Annotated in this window: 10 protein-coding genes; 1 reads left to right on the top strand and 9 read right to left on the bottom strand. The window is 50.8% G+C overall.

Annotation, left to right across the window (positions count from 1 at the left end):
• Positions 1-38: 38 nt before the first annotated feature.
• Both AC0LWN_RS01395 and AC0LWN_RS01390 read right to left on the bottom strand, forming a co-directional pair.
• Positions 39-2,666, bottom strand: a complete 2,628-nt coding sequence (locus AC0LWN_RS01395) for a hypothetical protein (protein WP_474662857.1) — start codon at positions 2,664-2,666, stop codon at positions 39-41.
• A gap of 183 nt (positions 2,667-2,849) precedes the next feature.
• Positions 2,850-3,683, bottom strand: coding sequence for a helix-turn-helix transcriptional regulator (locus AC0LWN_RS01390; protein ID WP_474662855.1), 834 nt, complete (start codon positions 3,681-3,683; stop codon positions 2,850-2,852).
• Between the two features lie 147 nt (positions 3,684-3,830).
• Here AC0LWN_RS01390 and AC0LWN_RS01385 point away from each other — a divergent pair, with 147 nt between their 5' ends.
• Positions 3,831-5,885 carry a beta-galactosidase gene (locus AC0LWN_RS01385; RefSeq protein ID WP_474662854.1) on the top strand — a complete coding sequence of 685 codons (2,055 nt, stop codon included), beginning with the start codon at positions 3,831-3,833 and terminating at the stop codon, positions 5,883-5,885.
• A gap of 75 nt (positions 5,886-5,960) precedes the next feature.
• On the opposite strand, the gene AC0LWN_RS01380 is transcribed toward AC0LWN_RS01385, so the two are convergent.
• The 7 genes from AC0LWN_RS01380 to AC0LWN_RS01350 form a co-directional block, all read right to left on the bottom strand.
• The gene (locus AC0LWN_RS01380) at positions 5,961-9,326 is read right to left on the bottom strand and encodes a HEAT repeat domain-containing protein (protein ID WP_474662853.1); all 3,366 of its coding nucleotides are present in this window, start codon (positions 9,324-9,326) and stop codon (positions 5,961-5,963) included.
• A gap of 244 nt (positions 9,327-9,570) precedes the next feature.
• Positions 9,571-10,491 (bottom strand): alpha/beta hydrolase, encoded by a 921-nt coding sequence (locus AC0LWN_RS01375; protein WP_474662852.1) that lies wholly within the window; start codon positions 10,489-10,491, stop codon positions 9,571-9,573.
• 91 nt (positions 10,492-10,582) lie between these two features.
• Positions 10,583-10,990 carry a MerR family transcriptional regulator gene (locus AC0LWN_RS01370; protein WP_474662851.1) on the bottom strand — a complete coding sequence of 136 codons (408 nt, stop codon included), beginning with the start codon at positions 10,988-10,990 and terminating at the stop codon, positions 10,583-10,585.
• Positions 10,991-11,023: 33 nt separating this feature from the next.
• Positions 11,024-12,361 (bottom strand): hypothetical protein, encoded by a 1,338-nt coding sequence (locus AC0LWN_RS01365; protein ID WP_474662850.1) that lies wholly within the window; start codon positions 12,359-12,361, stop codon positions 11,024-11,026.
• The gene (locus AC0LWN_RS01360; protein WP_474662849.1) at positions 12,358-13,446 is read right to left on the bottom strand and encodes a DUF58 domain-containing protein; all 1,089 of its coding nucleotides are present in this window, start codon (positions 13,444-13,446) and stop codon (positions 12,358-12,360) included. The genes AC0LWN_RS01365 and AC0LWN_RS01360 overlap by 4 nt, the downstream gene beginning before the upstream one ends.
• Positions 13,447-13,448: 2 nt before the next feature.
• Positions 13,449-14,426 carry an AAA family ATPase gene (locus AC0LWN_RS01355; RefSeq protein ID WP_474662848.1) on the bottom strand — a complete coding sequence of 326 codons (978 nt, stop codon included), beginning with the start codon at positions 14,424-14,426 and terminating at the stop codon, positions 13,449-13,451.
• A 431-nt stretch (positions 14,427-14,857) separates the two neighbouring features.
• Positions 14,858-15,370, bottom strand: a complete 513-nt coding sequence (locus tag AC0LWN_RS01350) for a ParB N-terminal domain-containing protein (RefSeq protein WP_474662847.1) — start codon at positions 15,368-15,370, stop codon at positions 14,858-14,860.
• Positions 15,371-15,372: the final 2 nt, after the last annotated feature.

The following is a 15,372-nucleotide window of genomic DNA, read 5'->3' as shown; positions in this document are numbered from 1 at the left end:
AGCTGCTCCTTCTTAGTCTGTGATAGATGGAACCCTTGTTATTTATCAGTACCCGGCTTCTCAGTGGTTGGCTTCTCAACGACCGACAGCGGTTCATAAGTCAGGAAGTAAGACTGGCTGCCGAGCTCCATCCGCTCGCCCTGGAACTCATCATAAAGCGTAATTTTGTAAGAGCCGCCTCCAATCTTCTTGTACAGGCTTCTGACGATGGTTGTGGAATACGTATTGTTGTCGCCTTCTGTCAGATCTGTGCCAAGAGTGAGCGATTTCTCCGTCGACTGGCCGAACGGATCAGTGATCTTAACGATCAGCTTATGGCTCAGCGCTTGCGTATCGTAGGTGCGGTCCTGCATCAGATTGTAGTTCAGTACAATGCTTATAGTGTCGCTGCCCTCCGTAATCTTTCCGTCTGAGCTCAGCACCGTCAGGATATACGGATACAGCGAGATTCTCGACAAATCCTTCGCCGGGGTGACCGTTTGCGGAGTAAGCTTCAGCGAAGCAATATTGATATATCCGGTTGCTTCCTGTCCAGACTCGCTAAGCTTGCTGCCGATGATTCCCGGCCCTAAATACATAGAGATTTCCGAGGTTGCCACCGACTTGGGAATCTTAGCCCAGAAGGTAATCAATTGCTTGCCTCCGGGAGCCGCCAGGCCCGTAGTCTGGGCAGGCTGTGCTTCATAGAACTGTCCGTCCGTGGTTTGATAATAGGCCTGCATACGGGCTAGTGCGCTTTGTCTTTTTTCCTCATTGCTCATCAAGAGCTCTGTATAGACGATTTTGTAGTTTCCGCTGCCCGGATAGACGATGGTTCTGTTCTCTTGAAGCTTGGCGTTTTTACCTTTGCCTGAAACCGTGTAGCTGCCTCCGCGTTCAATGGACGGAATATCGTTGATCGCACTGTTCGTGGTAAGCGACAGGAATGGCAGCTTCTCCTCGTTTGCCGTAGTATACATGCTGATGTTCATCGAATCGAAGTTTTCGGCATATGGAATTTTGGTGATGATGGAGATTTCGGCAGTTCTTCCCGGGGCCAGCTCTTGAGAATCCTTATCCAGCAGCAGGTCCGTGGAAGCGGACAAATCCAGATTTCCTACCTTCAGCGCACCCTTCAGCTCCGGCAGGGACAGTGTTACAGACTGTGTATTGGTCAGGTTTACTTTAGCTACAACGATATCGTCATCCTTCCACGGATAACGCTGAATCGACTGCAGGCTGTAGGAGAAGGAACCGAAAGGCGTGGTGGTTCGATACTCCTGCCCTTTCTGGATATCGGCACGAAGCGTATATGGAATGGTGAAATAAGCTATCGGGAAAGTAATTTTGGACACAGCACTCTCAGCTACCGGTGTTTCCGTTCCAGGTGTTCCGGTTGTTCCGCCTGCTCCGGTGCTGCCGGAAGGCTGCGCCTGGCCTTGGCTGACCGCTTCGATCATTTGCAGTTGCAGCGTGTTCTGCTCCACCTCAAGCGGAACCTGGGCAGTGAGCGGAATTACCTTCACTTCCAATGGTCTGAGCGTTATGCCGTTCAAGGCTTTGGCGTTTACTGGAAAGCTTGTCCCTTTTGCAGATTTGACGGCAAGCTCGTATGTAGGAAGCGTGACAGCCTTGTTGCCGGTATTTTTCAGCTCAAGCTGAAAAGACCAGGCAGCCGATGCCTTATCGGCATACACAGAGGCATTGCTGAGCTTGGTTTCTATGGTATTGCTGTTGATCGTTATTTTCTTAATGGCCCCGTTGGCCACCACCAGGTTTGGAACTGTCACAGCGGGAAGCTTAAACGATGCGCCGGCCATCTCAAGCTTCAGCGTTTCATCCTTTTGTGTGAATTGCAGCTTCATGTTGTCGGTTTTCAGGTAGGCTGGAATTTCAGTCAGGTAGTAGATGCTCTTCTTTTCCTGCGGCTGTACCTTGTAGCTGGATTGGGAGCTGTTCAGGGCCAATTCAAAGGATGTCCCGCTGGACGAAACCAAATAAGCGGTGTAGCCGGGATCAGTGAGCACCTTGCTGCCTTTATTGGTCAGGCTTATTCCCACCTTGGCGTACACCTTGCCGCTGTATTTATAGAGCTGAAGGGATTCTGCCGCTGCAGTAACAGGGATATTGTTCATAGTCATATTCAGGCTTGTCCCGGTTGCCACCGTTGTGGAGTAGCTCGCCGGAAGGGCAAAGCTGCCTGCCTGTCTCAAATATCCCTTGGCTTTGGCATCCCAGACGTGCATAGAAACCTTGAAGCCCTGAAGCGACTTGGTCTGGCCTACATTGACATAGTAAGTCACACGCAGGTTTTCTTTGGCTCCGACCTTCTTTTTGAGCACATCGGCAGTTACCGGATTGGCGGGAATCACGGACCCGCCCGGAGTAACTACCCGCGAGAAATATTGCGTTAAGTTCGCGCTTACACCGCTTGCATTGGAATAATTCAGCGTGTAAGCCAGAATGTTGCCGCCAGGCTGCGCCCATATATTCACATTTTCGATCGTTGCCGTAACCCCTGGCGCCATTTGAACAGGTTTTATTGCAGACGCCGCCGCGGCTGCCACAGTTGCGGTATTTGAGCTGCCTGCAGCCTGCACGGCCCCAGGTGTTATGCCGCCAGCTAATTGGCCAATCACAAAGGTGCTTATGAGCAGGGCGACATATGTATTTTTATACGTTCTCATCAATTTCCCCCCAAGAATTTTAGCTAGAATAATTATAGTAGCAGCGGACGAGGGAAATGTATCCAATTTGTAACCCTTCCGCTCAGGTTGTAACCTTATTGTTCCATTTATATCAAAAACAGCGCAGAATGCGCCGTTCGTGTAATAAACTTCGATAATAATCTACATAAAACTCTTGCCTGCTCATAATCCGAAGGCCCGTCTATACTGGTTGGGCGGCATGCCTTCCATTTGTTTGAAGACTTTAATGAAATAGCTGGACTGCTGAAAGCCCGTCTGGGCAGCGACCTGCGCAACGGAAAGCTCCGTCGAAACGAGCAGCAGCTTCGCTCTCACCAAGCGGCAATCGGTCAAATAACGGTTAGGCGTTTTCCCCATGATCGCCCGGAACAAACGCAGAAAATGATAGCTGCTGTAGCCCGCAAGCCTGGCCATAGCCTCCAGTGTCCAAGGACGCTCGCATTCCCGGTGGATCATATCTGCCGTGTGGCGGATAGAGTGCCTGATCTCCAGAGGCACCGACCCGTGCAGCGGTTCGGAATTCTGCAGCAGCGTGATCAGCAGTTCATAGAGCAGGGCCGACAGCCTGGGCTCGCTGGAGGTTGCATAGCAATCACTGAGCCTGTACATCTCCTCCATGACAGGGATTAGACCTGCTTCCGGATCAAAAGAAAAGAAATAACCGCGTGACTTGTCCACCTCCTCCAGCAAGGGAAGGGAAATCCCGGTTCTGAAATGCATCCAGCGCACCTCCCAGGGCTGAACAGGGTCAGAGCCATACTGCTGATAAGCTCCCTTCGGGAACAGAAACCCTCTGCCCCGCCCGATTGGAATCCGTTCACCATCCTGAAAAACATACCCTTCGCCGCCAAAAACCAGATGCAAATTATAGCTGTTCAGAAAACCTTCGCTTCTTCGCTCCGCATGCTGCGGAAAGTCAGTATAATGTCCCAAAAATTCCGGGTAACACACATAATGCATGTACGCCGGCGCCGGTAAAACCCATTGTTTTTTCATCCTGCACCCTTCCCTGGCCCGTGTTAAGCAAGCACGCAATATAATCATATGATAGCAATATTGTGTTATATGAGAACCCATTCACCTAATACTACAATAGGTTCATAGCGTTCATAAAGCATATTTTTTACACTTGGAGGTTGGAAAATGAAGACTCATGCTAATGCAGAAACGTTCGAGCTTGGTGCCTGCTACTACCCTGAACACTGGCCGGAGCAGCTCTGGGCTGACGATTTCCGGCGCATGGCTGAAACCGGATTCACGATTGTACGGATGGCCGAATTTGCCTGGTCCATCTTTGAGCCGCAGGAAGGCGTTTTTCAGTTCGATCTGTTTGACAGGGCCATAGATCTGGCTCACAGCTATGGACTAAAGGTCATTCTGGGCACGCCGACCGCTACACCCCCCGCCTGGCTGACCGAGCGTTATCCTGAAGTGCTGAATGTAACTTACGACGGGGTAACTCTGCAGCACGGCTCCCGCCGTCATTATAATTACAGCAGCCCTAAGTACAGGGAACTCTGCGCCAAAATAACAACACAGCTTGTACAGCATTATGGTACTCATCCAGGCGTAGTCGGCTGGCAGATTGACAATGAGCTGAACTGCGAGATCAATGTGTTCTATTCGGAGAGCGACCACAAAGCCTTCCGCGAATGGGTGCAGGCCAAATACGAAACACTGGAGAGACTGAACGATTCATGGGGAACCGTCTTCTGGAATCAGACCTACACCAGCTGGTCACAGGTCTTCTTGCCGCGTCCTACCCCTTCTCCGATGCAGCCCAATCCGCATCAGGCGCTGGATGAGAAGCGGTTTATTTCCGACAACGCAATCTCTTTTGCCAGAATCCAGGCGGAAATTATCCGTAAGTTTGCCCCTTCCCAGTGGGTAACCACCAATGGCCTGTTCGGCCATCTGGACAGTCATGAGCTAAATGACGAGCTGCTGGACTTTTTCAGCTATGACTCTTATCCGCAGTTCTCCTCCATTAGTGAGGATACAAATGAGGTTAACCCGCTGCGAGACCGGAGCTGGAGCCTCTCGCTGTCTGTAGTCCGCTCCATAAGTCCGAACTTCTGCATCATGGAGCAGCAGTCCGGCCCTGGAGGCTGGGTAAACCGCATGGATATGCCGTCTCCGAAGCCGGGTCAAATGCGTCTTTGGACGTACCAGTCCATTGCCCACGGAGCAGACAAGCTGCTCTACTTCCGCTGGCGGACGGCAACTATGGGCAATGAAATCTATTGGCATGGCATCAATGATTACCATAACCAGCCAAACCGCAGGGTCAAGGAAGCCGCACAGGTTGGCCGGGAGCTGGCTGTAGCCGGCAAGCACATCGTAGGAACGCAGAACGAAGCGAAGATTGCCATTCTCCATGATTACGACAATGAATGGGACGGCGAATACGATGTCTGGTACGGGCCCTTCATGTGGCAGAGCAACAAGGAATGGTTCAAGGCACTCCAGAAGCGGCATATCCCGAATGATCTCATTTATTTGCGCAGCAAGACCACTCTCGAAGACCTGACTCCTTATGAGGTGCTGATCTATCCGCATCCGGCGATTATGAGCGATGAGACAGCGGCACTGCTGGATCAATATGTGCAGCAAGGCGGAAAGCTGATTTTTGGCTGCCGGACGGGCTACAAGGATACCCGTGGACAGTGCTATATGCGGCCTTTTCCCGGCGCAGCCAAGGACCTTTGCGGGATCACTGTAGAAGAATTCACCCTGATCAAAGGCACCCGCCTACCTACCTCCATCCAGTGGGGCAATGATCCTGAGGCGCTTACCGTAGCTGATGCCTTCAACGATGTTCTTCATATCGAAGAGGACAGCGTCGAGATCATGGGCACTTATGCTTCTGACTATTACGCCGGCAAACCGGCGGTCACCAGAAACAAACGCGGAAAAGGCGAGGTTTGGTATTACGGAGCTGTATTTAACGAACAGGCAGCGCTCAAGATCGTAGATAGTCTGAATTTAGCATCCCCAGTTGCAGAGTGGCTGGAGCTGCCCGGTGAAGTTGAACTGCAAATCCGCAAAAGCGAAACTGCAAGCTACACGTTCCTGCTTAACTACAGCGAAGAACCGGCAACCATCCGGCTCAAAGAGCAGAAAAGAGATTTGCTGACAGGCCGGACGGTCTCAGGCTCCTTCACGCTAGAAGGCTTCGGCGTTCTGGTGTTGCATTAATTCCATATTTGAAAAATAAAAAGGCTCCTCCACACCAGAATGAGTTCGGGTGCGGGGAGCCTGCCATGTGTATGGCTATTCTATTGCTGTCCATATGTCTAACGCAAGCGAGCTTAGCCCGATGTTTATATGATTTCTGTATAATCTTAAGCGATGTGCACAATCCGGATTCCACAATAAAGCATTCCCAGCAGCTTCAAGCAAGGAAAGTCCAATATACTGAGATTCATAACGGTCTTCAGACCACAATAAGTCTACAATTTCCAGCACTGCTTCCGGACTCCAATGTCCTTTGTTATCCTTCAGATTTATGGCAATTCCTCTATATGCATCGCTTAGAAGCTGTGGCTGATCCGTAATGCAACTTACAATACGCTTAAGGTAAGCAACGGATTCCAGGGCATTATTCCAATCTATTGACGCTATATAAAATTTCATGACGACATGCTTAAATGTTTCATTTGACGCAAGACAGCCGGTAATGCCCATATACAAAGGAACCAGACTTGCACGTGTATGCTTGGGCATAGAGGTTAACTTATTCGTAAATTTCAACAGGCGTTGCCGATGAGGTAAATCTCTTTGCGTATCCGCATTCCATTTCTCATTTATTGTTACACTGGCCAATTTCTTAAACACACCGATCACAAATTCATTTACCCTGCCGTCACGACACGTTTCTGCCAATGTGTCCATTGCAGCATTCCATCTGGTACGGTCTTCCAAATCAACAATAGCCTTCGCAGTGACACTCGCAATCCTCTCTTCACTTCCATTTGTCCACTGCCGCATACAATTGAAAGCTTCTCTTCCAACAGCCGCTTCTGCATGACCTGCAATTTGAATGATCAAGTCTAAATATTTGGGTCTATATGCTGCTGGAAGCTCATTAGGCCGTTGGTACAGCAGACTCATTGCTACGTCACTTTGTGATGAAGCCGCGATTGCCCTTAAAATATTCCACCCGCGTTCATCATCCAGAAACTGTCTCGCCGCATGTCCGATTGCAATGATTACATCCTTATGCACATTTGTTTTGCCAAATTCATTCATCAGCAGCAGAAGGCTTCCACTGCTTTTATAAGCCCCCAGCAGCCTAATGGCTTCTTTTCGCACAGTGATCTTAAGCTTGTCGCGGTTTAAAAGCTCTTCGAGCATTGAAGTTAATGCATCTGGATTAACTTTACGAATACATCTGGGTATCGAGTACATTGCTACACGTGCTCTATCTCCATCTAAATGCTCCAACAGAATTGGAAGCGCCTTTTCCGGCTCTTCTGTTAATGACAGTGCATGAAGTGCAGCCTCTACTACAGATACTTCATTATCCTTTAAAAGCGCTACGATCCTGTGTGGGGAAAGGTCAGGCATTCTTGCCATTATCTTTACAGCTCCTGAACGCTCCCAAAGATTTCGCTTAGTATTGGACGCCACTCTTTCTAGTAGAGAACTTAAGAATTTTTGCTGGCGTGGCAGCCATCTGTCAAATCCGTTCATAGCCGGGACAAGATAAATGGTTTTACCTGTTAAAAATTTACCTTTAATCGTTTCTCCAGAAATAAAGGGGTCCAGCCATTCCTGACGTTTCAAATGCACATGCCAAAACACTTCGTTTATTGTTATAAATGACTTATCCAAAGCCAGTAATTCTCTGACTCGTTCATCACGTGTTTTTCGGGGCGCAAGCCACTGTCTTGCCGCTTGTACAGCGATGCCATCTGGTTTTGCCTTCGTTGCTTCCTTTAATAAATCCTGAAGCTTAATTATATTAAAGCCTCTTTTTCCAAACGAGCTTGCCAGAGCAATCACAAAATAGTAATTTTCTTTTTTGTTCTCCTCCACAGCTAATGGATAAAGCTCGTCAAATATGGCCTGCTCAATACCTTGAGGCAAATTTTTCTCCAATGAGGGCAGCGTAAGCTGACCGGTCTGTCTGGCCAGTTTTGTAATCGTACTTAAAGAGAATTTAAAAATCCCGCTTTTGGGATTGAAGCCGTTATATTGCATAATACCAAAGGCTAATTTTTGTGTTGCCATTCGTGTAGCGTATGAAGTATCTCTAGCTTCAATAACACTATCCACAAGCAAAGTAAGCTCTTTTGTATGTTCATCTGTGAAAATAGAGGCAGGACACTTCGAAAGCTCACTAAGCACCTCACAGCGCACAGGGTCCTGATCATTTTTGATCCGGCCCAGAAAAGCCAAAGTCTCAGCAACACCATCCCTTGATAGCGCAGTACTCTTGATCAGTTGCACAAGCGCTCTTGCCCGCTCCTCTGCATTTGACGCCTGTGCCGCTTTTTGCAGCACATCTCTTGAATTATTGATTAAGCGGCAAGCCGTAATATGAATAGTTTTATCCCGATCATCACTGATTTCACGAAGACCCAGCATTCGGACGGCTTCCTTGTCACGCAATTTATGCGGCAAAACATATAACAAAGCTTCCGGAAAAATACGCTCCCGGCGTTTATCTTCCTCATACACTGCCTCAAAAATCTCTTCACGATTTGAAGGCGCAATACAATAAAGTAATTTTGCTATATGTATGGGATTCTCTGCAAGTAATTTAGCCAGTCCAATCCATTGATCCTTCGATAGATAATTTCTCCGTTTCAAAATACCCTCAGGCACACCATGAGCAAGCAGATCGCTTCGGGACTCCTTACGCGTCAGCAGCATATACACAGCATCAGAATTTATGCGGACTAAAGTACCGAGCTGTTTTTTTAGCACAGGATGAATTACATCCATTGGGCCAAGCGTCATTGCACATTCCAGCATCAAATCCGCCTTGAGCCTGCAAAAAGTTTCGACAGCAGATGAAAACCTCCACCATACATATCCTCTTTCCCTCGGTGGTGCGTTTTCTAAGGCCGCTCGAAAATACTCCGCAACCAGGTCCAGATGACGATTGGCTAATTTGGACCAATTTTCTATGGCATATCCAATGTCTGCAAGCCAATTACTGACTGTTTCCTTAGAGCAGGCCGGCAGTAAAATGGATGCCTCCTTTGCTCCCCACCTTGCATACACAACAGGCAATAAGCGATCCGCCAATTCTTGACGTTCACTGCCTGAAATATTGCGCAACAATTTGCGGCGGCAATCATGAGATAACTGGGGGAGTTCACGTTCAATATCACTATCTGAAACCACTTTAGCTAAAAGCCCTGCCGCCCTGCTTCTAACACTAGCCATAGGATGCTTTAATGCTGTCAAAATAACCTTAGCGTCCTTTGTCACACTAGCGCCAATTAATGCAAGATACGCTTCATATACGCCACCCTCCAGCAATGATGCAATCAATTTGGAGTATTGGCTGGACCCGTTATTATCAAGTCCTAATAGTGCTATTTTGTTTATCCGGTCTGAATAACCTAATGAATCTAATTCTTTTAGCAGATTTTTTTTATCCAGCAGGTTTTTTTTGAAAATCATAAGCCGCTCCTTTCTCGGTAATAAATTGAACTATAAATTTTCATATTAGGTCTGGTCGTAACTACGGGGAATGTTTGGACTTCCGGCCGCTGTTGTCTACAGATTTCTTGATTATTACCGCTTGTAGCGGATGAAATCCGTAGACAGCCGATGCTTACGATGCCAGCTTTCCTACGGAAAGCTCTCAGGCGGACGCTACCGCTCCGTAAGTATCCAAACTTCCCCTTCGTCACTTCTACCCTTTTTATATTATCTTCCATATGTTCTTAACATAAGTGCCGATGTTCCCGATTGCCTGCTGCCCATCCGGGAGGATTGCAGCTATCATTTGAAATACGCTCCACAGGTCCTCCCAAATTTCAAGTGTAACCTGGACTCCTGCGGTACTCGCCCGCTCCGCCAGCCGCTGGGCATCGCTAAGCAGTACTTCCTGATCACCGGCCTGGATCAGCAGCGGCGGCAGTCCCTGCAGATCCGCTCTTAGCGGGGAGAGCAGCAGAGGCATGTCTCCGGCATGGTCTCCGAGATAATCCTCCAGAATCCGTTGATTTCCCGCCCGGCTTCCCGTCGGGTCCAGCTCTGCCTTGCTGTCATAGGATTCACCGTCCAGGTGAACGAGATCGCTATGCGGAGAGAGCAGAAAGGCAGCAGCGGGCAGCTTCTTCCCAGCATCCCGCAGGGTAATCAGTGTCATAAGCGCGAGAGAAGCCCCTACCGAATCGCCTCCGAGAATAATGTCCTCAGGTGAATAACCTTCCGCAAGCAGCCAGTCAAATGCGGTCAGACAATCTTCATTTGCAGCCGGATAGACATGCTCAGGGGCCAGGCGATACTCCACAGTGAGCACACGGACACCGCTGGCCGCCGATATACGTGCAGCCAAATCCCGATAGATTTCACAAGTACCGGAAATAAAACCTCCGCCGTGATAATAGAGGATCACCTTCCCTTTGCCCGCCCCGGCAGCTTCATCTGTGCAGTCAACCCACTCTCCATGTAGCTGTGCGATTTGTACTTTCACAGTTTGCACTCCGGGAAGCCTTGGCAGGCTTTCGGCAGCAGCGGCCAGGTCCTCACGGATTTGCGCAACAGTTCGCTCACCATTTCTATTGATTTGCTTCAAATGACTTTTTATTGCGTTCAGCATTTCTGTACGGTTCGACATCTTTGTTTTTCCTCCTGTCAGGTATGATGCCTGCATTGTAAACCCTGTATCTGAGTACAGAGTCAAGAGGAAAGTGGCCCAGCATCCCGGCTTACGAATCCATATGCAAGATTTGCAGAGTCTCCTCTACACCAGGGTGCCGGTTAACCGATTGAAGATTTCTTTTTAGATCGCTGAGCTGAGCCTTGATGTTCTCCCGCTTGGCAATCTCAAGATCAACAGCGATGATTTTCCGTTCAATTGCCGCGATAAAATCAGGGATTCCGATGCTGCCGTCTGTAGACTTGACAAGGGCTTTTTTGATTTCCCGCAGCGTAAAACCACAGCTCTTGGCATTCTGGATAAAAGCAATTCGCTTCAGTGTCTCCTCGTTGTAGACCCGGTAACCCGCAGCTGAGCGCTGTGGTACCGGAAGCAGCCCGTGCTTCTCATAATACCGCAGCGTTTCAGCATTCACATGCGCTTCCTTTGCCAATTCTCCCCGCAAATAGCGGACCATTTTCAACCCTCCAGTCCTTCTATAAAAGCATCTTTATAGCTTCAGCCGATCCTTAAGCGCAGCCACTTCAGCTGCCGGAGGATCAGCCTCTCCGTATCTGGCCTGATTGTACAGATGGAGAAGCTCGCCCGGAGCAGCCGAGGTGCCATCCTGATCCTTACGCGGCCGCTTCTTGACAGCAGTCTGTGCCCATTCGTCCACATCCGCTTCGGTCTCCTGCGGTGTCAGGTAGCGTTTCACCTCATACCCGGCAGCGCGTTTGGCATTCAGCCAATGACGGTACAGCCAGCGTGTCTGCTCCCGGGAGCTGTCCATATCCTCCCAGCGGTCCCGGCGCGAAGCTGGAAGCAGCTTGTTCCGCCAATATTCCTTAACCCCCTGCACCGTTCTTTCCCAAGTGAAGATACTCTTCTCCTCATCCTTGTAGGCAGCTGCCTCCGGCGGCAGTTCTCTTCGGAGCATGGACAGCACGGCATCCATCATTCTGCGCAATAATCCGCCTGTATTGCGGTAGAGCCAGCGCAAGGCATAATAAAGCAAGATAGCTATAACCGCCGTTGCCAGCGCGTAGAAGGCAAAATTAAGAATCATAGCGAGCAGACCCGGTTCGTTTGCTTCCGCCGCAGGAAGCTCAGGCATTGCCGGCGGCGGAGCGGCTTCATCCTGCGGCGGCTCTTCGGAGCCTGAGAACAGGCGGCTAAGCCAAGTGAAGAACAGCCGCGCGGCCTGCCACAGCATTAGCCCGAGTGCCCGGCCCGCACCTGCTGCCAGCGCTGCGGCCACAGCCACAAACACAATGACGAACAAGCGGTTATGGCGCCGCAGCCCTCCGGGAAGCCGCGAGGTCTCTCCCGCAAAGGAGCTGTAGCGCAAATGGCTGCTGTTGGAATCCAGCAATGCCAGAATCAGGCACAGGCTTCCGCTCCAGGTCAAGATGGGTACACTTGGCTGGAGCACAGGAATGCGGGCATAGGCAATGGCGGCAATGAAATATAGGGCGATCCCGATAATATAAGTTCTTGACCGGTTGCTCTGGCCTGAAGCCGCGGTCATGCCCATATATGCATATAGGAAACCGCCGGCAAGCAGCGGCAGCTCTTTGACTGACGGCGCTCCCGTCAGAAGCAGCGATGCCGTACCAAGCTGCAAAGCGATCAGGAGCATCTTCCACTTCCGGTTGCACCATTTCCGCTGCAGCACACCTGCCACCGCTACCAGCGGCAAGGTATAGATCCAAGGCAAAGCACTCTGTTCAGGCTGCAGGTAGGCCTGTAAGATGATCCACACAGGAAGGAACAGCAGCCACACTACAAACCAGGAGAGCCAGTGCCGAATTCCGGCTGTCAGCTCCTGCATTGTCTCTCGCTTCATGCGCTGTCCCTCCTCTCGGCTGGAATATCCAGCCACTCTACGCCATTACCGAGCAGCCTAAGCTGCTCGGCGGCAAGCTGCAGCTCCGTGCCCCGGTGGCAGGAAATGATCAGATAATCAGTGTCGCTGGCTCCACTCTCCACTTCCAGCTCCAGCAGTCTGCTCATTGGCAGCGTTCTGTCCAGGTTAAGCCTGGCCAACAGACCCAGCAGATCTTCAAGCCGGTCCACTTGCTCAGCATGAACCGGATCCCGTTCTCCTTCGCCATCCAATCTTCCATTACTGAGCAGCCCGGTCTCGATGCCATGTCCCATCCCATATTCAGCAACTGTAGCGGCATACCGGATTCCCAGCTCAATCCGTTCAACATCCGTGACCGTTCTCCACATGGAATCGCTGATCTCCACATTCAGACAGATGACCAGCCTGGAATCAGCCGTATAATCCTTTTTGTGCACCTGCAGTTGTCCGGTACGGGCTGTGGCCTTCCAGTTAATCGACCCCAGAGAATCCCCGGGACTATACTCACGCGTGCCTGCTGTAAGAAACGGGTCCTCCACAATCCACCTTTTGACCGGCAAATCTCCAAGCCAGCTATGGATCGGCAGCGGGAGCTCATGCAGTTGCAGCATCACGGGATACACCATTAGTTCGAGCTGCAGCGGAAAGGTTCTGGTGCTCCGGCTAAGCCCGAACAAGTCCCCTGTTGTCATGGTGGCCGTATCCAGCCGGAATAACCCGCGCTTCTCACAGCGGACCGAATGTCTGCGTTTGATATGACGGTAGGATCTTAAGTAGAACAGGCTTACATGGTTCTGATAAATGTCACCGCTGGAAATACCCAGATTCTCCTGGCTGCCGAAATCCAGCCCCCGGGCGATGCTCGATTCCAGCCGCAGCCAGGGCAGCGGCAGCAGCTTGGCATTAACAATCTCTTCCACCATCTCAACCTGCTCGCCTTCATAGACAGCTTTGGCCGAGAAATAACGGATATAGCTGACCTTCTTGAGCGCATTCCGCTGGTAGAACGCAGAAATGAACATCAGCAGCAATACAGTGCTGATGATGAACAAGGGCAGAGTCATCGCTATTCCACCCTTCCGCCTCTATATGCGGAAGCCGTCTCCGCAGGAACCTCCACTTCACGCAGCACTTGCTGCACAAGCTCGGCGGCCTGCCCTTCCCGCGAGCCGGGTCCGCGCTGCAACAGCAGGCGGTGCGCCAGAACTGCACCGGCAACTGCCTTGATATCATCCGGCAGCACATAATCCCGGCCCCGGATGAGTGCGTACCCCTGCGAAGCGCGGAGCAGGGCGAACCCTGCCCGGGGACTTGCTCCGAGCCTGACTGAAGGCGCCTTACGGGTAGCTTCAACAATGGAAACCATATAAGCCAGCAGATCATCGCTAACGCTGACCGCCGCAGCAAGCCGCTGGAGCTCCTGAATTTCTCCCGCTGTGGCGACCGGGACCGTGTCCAGCAGCGGGTTATTCTCGCGGAATCTTTGCAGGATGTGAACACCCTCCTCAAAAGTCGGATAACCCGTCGTAATCCGCATCAGAAACCGGTCGAGCTGCGCTTCCGGCAACGGAAAGGTCCCTTGGCTGTCCACCGGATTCTGCGTCGCAATGACGAGGAACGGCGCTTCCAGCTCATGCGTCACACCGTCGATCGTAATCTGCCGCTCCTCCATGCATTCCAGCAGGCTGGACTGGGTTCTGGGCGTAGCCCGGTTAATCTCGTCGGCCAGCAGAATACTGGCGAATACAGGTCCGGGGCGGAACTGGAACTCACTGGTCTGCTGATTATAATAGTTGATGCCGCTCAGGTCCGACGGAAGCAGATCCGGGGTGAACTGAACCCGCTTGAAGGAGCAGTCCAGCGAGCGGGCCAGTGTCTTGGCGAGCAGCGTTTTTCCTGTGCCGGGCACATCCTCCAGCAGCACATGACCATTCGCCAGCAGGGCAGTAAGAAGCAGGTCCACCCCCTCTTCCTTGCCGACGACTACCTTGGCCAGATTGACTCTTATCGCTTGTATTATTGCCGCAGCTTCCTGAAGATTCATGAGGAATAACACCATCCGTTCCATATATTAGGTATGTACTAGAGTTTAATCATACCAGAAAGCGCCTCCAATAAATAATAGATAAGTCTCAGCGGAAATGACCCTATTTCTTGTAATGTTTAAAACCGCGTATAGCCGCTGCAATACCAATCACGATTATATAGGTGCAAATTGACAATGCTACAATTGTTATTTCTGTTCCATAACTTTTAATGGTGCCTGCTTGTATCGTACCTACGACTCTGAACTGAATATAAGCAGCTAACATAATTAAGCCAATGTCAACAAAGAGCATATAAATTCCGGTCTGACGATTGATTTTCTTTTTATCGTACGTCGGTTACAACCAACGCTGTTCGCACACCGTCCATCAGTTGGCTGACCTCCTCTTCGCTGGTAGCGTCCCCATACATCAGCAGGTGCGGACCAAGCTACCAAACATCCCCTCTCTGTGTCTCCGGCTCCTCAATGCTGAGAAGTGCGTGCTGCACATCGAAATCATCCTCCACAACCGGCTGATCGATCTCGGTATCCGGCATGGCGCCGAATTCTGCAATCAGTTCCCCGATCTCCTCCGGCTCAAAACCGGACAGCTCCAGATCAGCACCACCCTCCTGTGCAGCTCCGACAGCAAGCGTTTCGTCGTCCCAGCGGCCTGACACTTTGTTAAGAGCCAGATTCAGCAGCCGCTCTCGCTCTGTGTCCAGATTGACCACACTGACGGCCAGCTCCGTGCAGCCTTGCTCGTTAACCAGAACCTTATTCCGCTGATGGCCACCGATCATATTGCCGGTCTGCTTATTCCACACAATTGGGTCAACGTAACCAAACTCGTCTAGGCTGCGGCGCAACTTCTCGTACTCCGGATCGCCAGGCTGCAGGTCAATTCGCGGGTTGTAAGCTGCTGCATTTATCTGATTGATCGGCACGATTCTGATGTCCATTC

This window comes from Paenibacillus sp. sgz302115 (assembly GCF_056120445.1).
The sequence above is the reverse complement of the archived record's forward strand: the minus strand, read 5'-3'. Positions and strand labels throughout refer to the sequence as shown.

What these genes read in the sequence shown, in the direction of transcription:
- AC0LWN_RS01395 (WP_474662857.1), bottom strand. Translation starts at nt 2,666, where the DNA reads ATGAGAACGTATAAAAATACATATGTCGCCCTGCTCATAAGCACCTTT.
- AC0LWN_RS01390 (WP_474662855.1), bottom strand. Translation starts at nt 3,683, where the DNA reads ATGAAAAAACAATGGGTTTTACCGGCGCCGGCGTACATGCATTATGTG.
- AC0LWN_RS01385 (WP_474662854.1), top strand. Translation starts at nt 3,831, where the DNA reads ATGAAGACTCATGCTAATGCAGAAACGTTCGAGCTTGGTGCCTGCTAC.
- AC0LWN_RS01380 (WP_474662853.1), bottom strand. Translation starts at nt 9,326, where the DNA reads ATGATTTTCAAAAAAAACCTGCTGGATAAAAAAAATCTGCTAAAAGAA.
- AC0LWN_RS01375 (WP_474662852.1), bottom strand. Translation starts at nt 10,491, where the DNA reads ATGTCGAACCGTACAGAAATGCTGAACGCAATAAAAAGTCATTTGAAG.
- AC0LWN_RS01370 (WP_474662851.1), bottom strand. Translation starts at nt 10,990, where the DNA reads ATGGTCCGCTATTTGCGGGGAGAATTGGCAAAGGAAGCGCATGTGAAT.
- AC0LWN_RS01365 (WP_474662850.1), bottom strand. Translation starts at nt 12,361, where the DNA reads ATGAAGCGAGAGACAATGCAGGAGCTGACAGCCGGAATTCGGCACTGG.
- AC0LWN_RS01360 (WP_474662849.1), bottom strand. Translation starts at nt 13,446, where the DNA reads ATGACTCTGCCCTTGTTCATCATCAGCACTGTATTGCTGCTGATGTTC.
- AC0LWN_RS01355 (WP_474662848.1), bottom strand. Translation starts at nt 14,426, where the DNA reads ATGAATCTTCAGGAAGCTGCGGCAATAATACAAGCGATAAGAGTCAAT.
- AC0LWN_RS01350 (WP_474662847.1), bottom strand. Translation starts at nt 15,370, where the DNA reads ATGGACATCAGAATCGTGCCGATCAATCAGATAAATGCAGCAGCTTAC.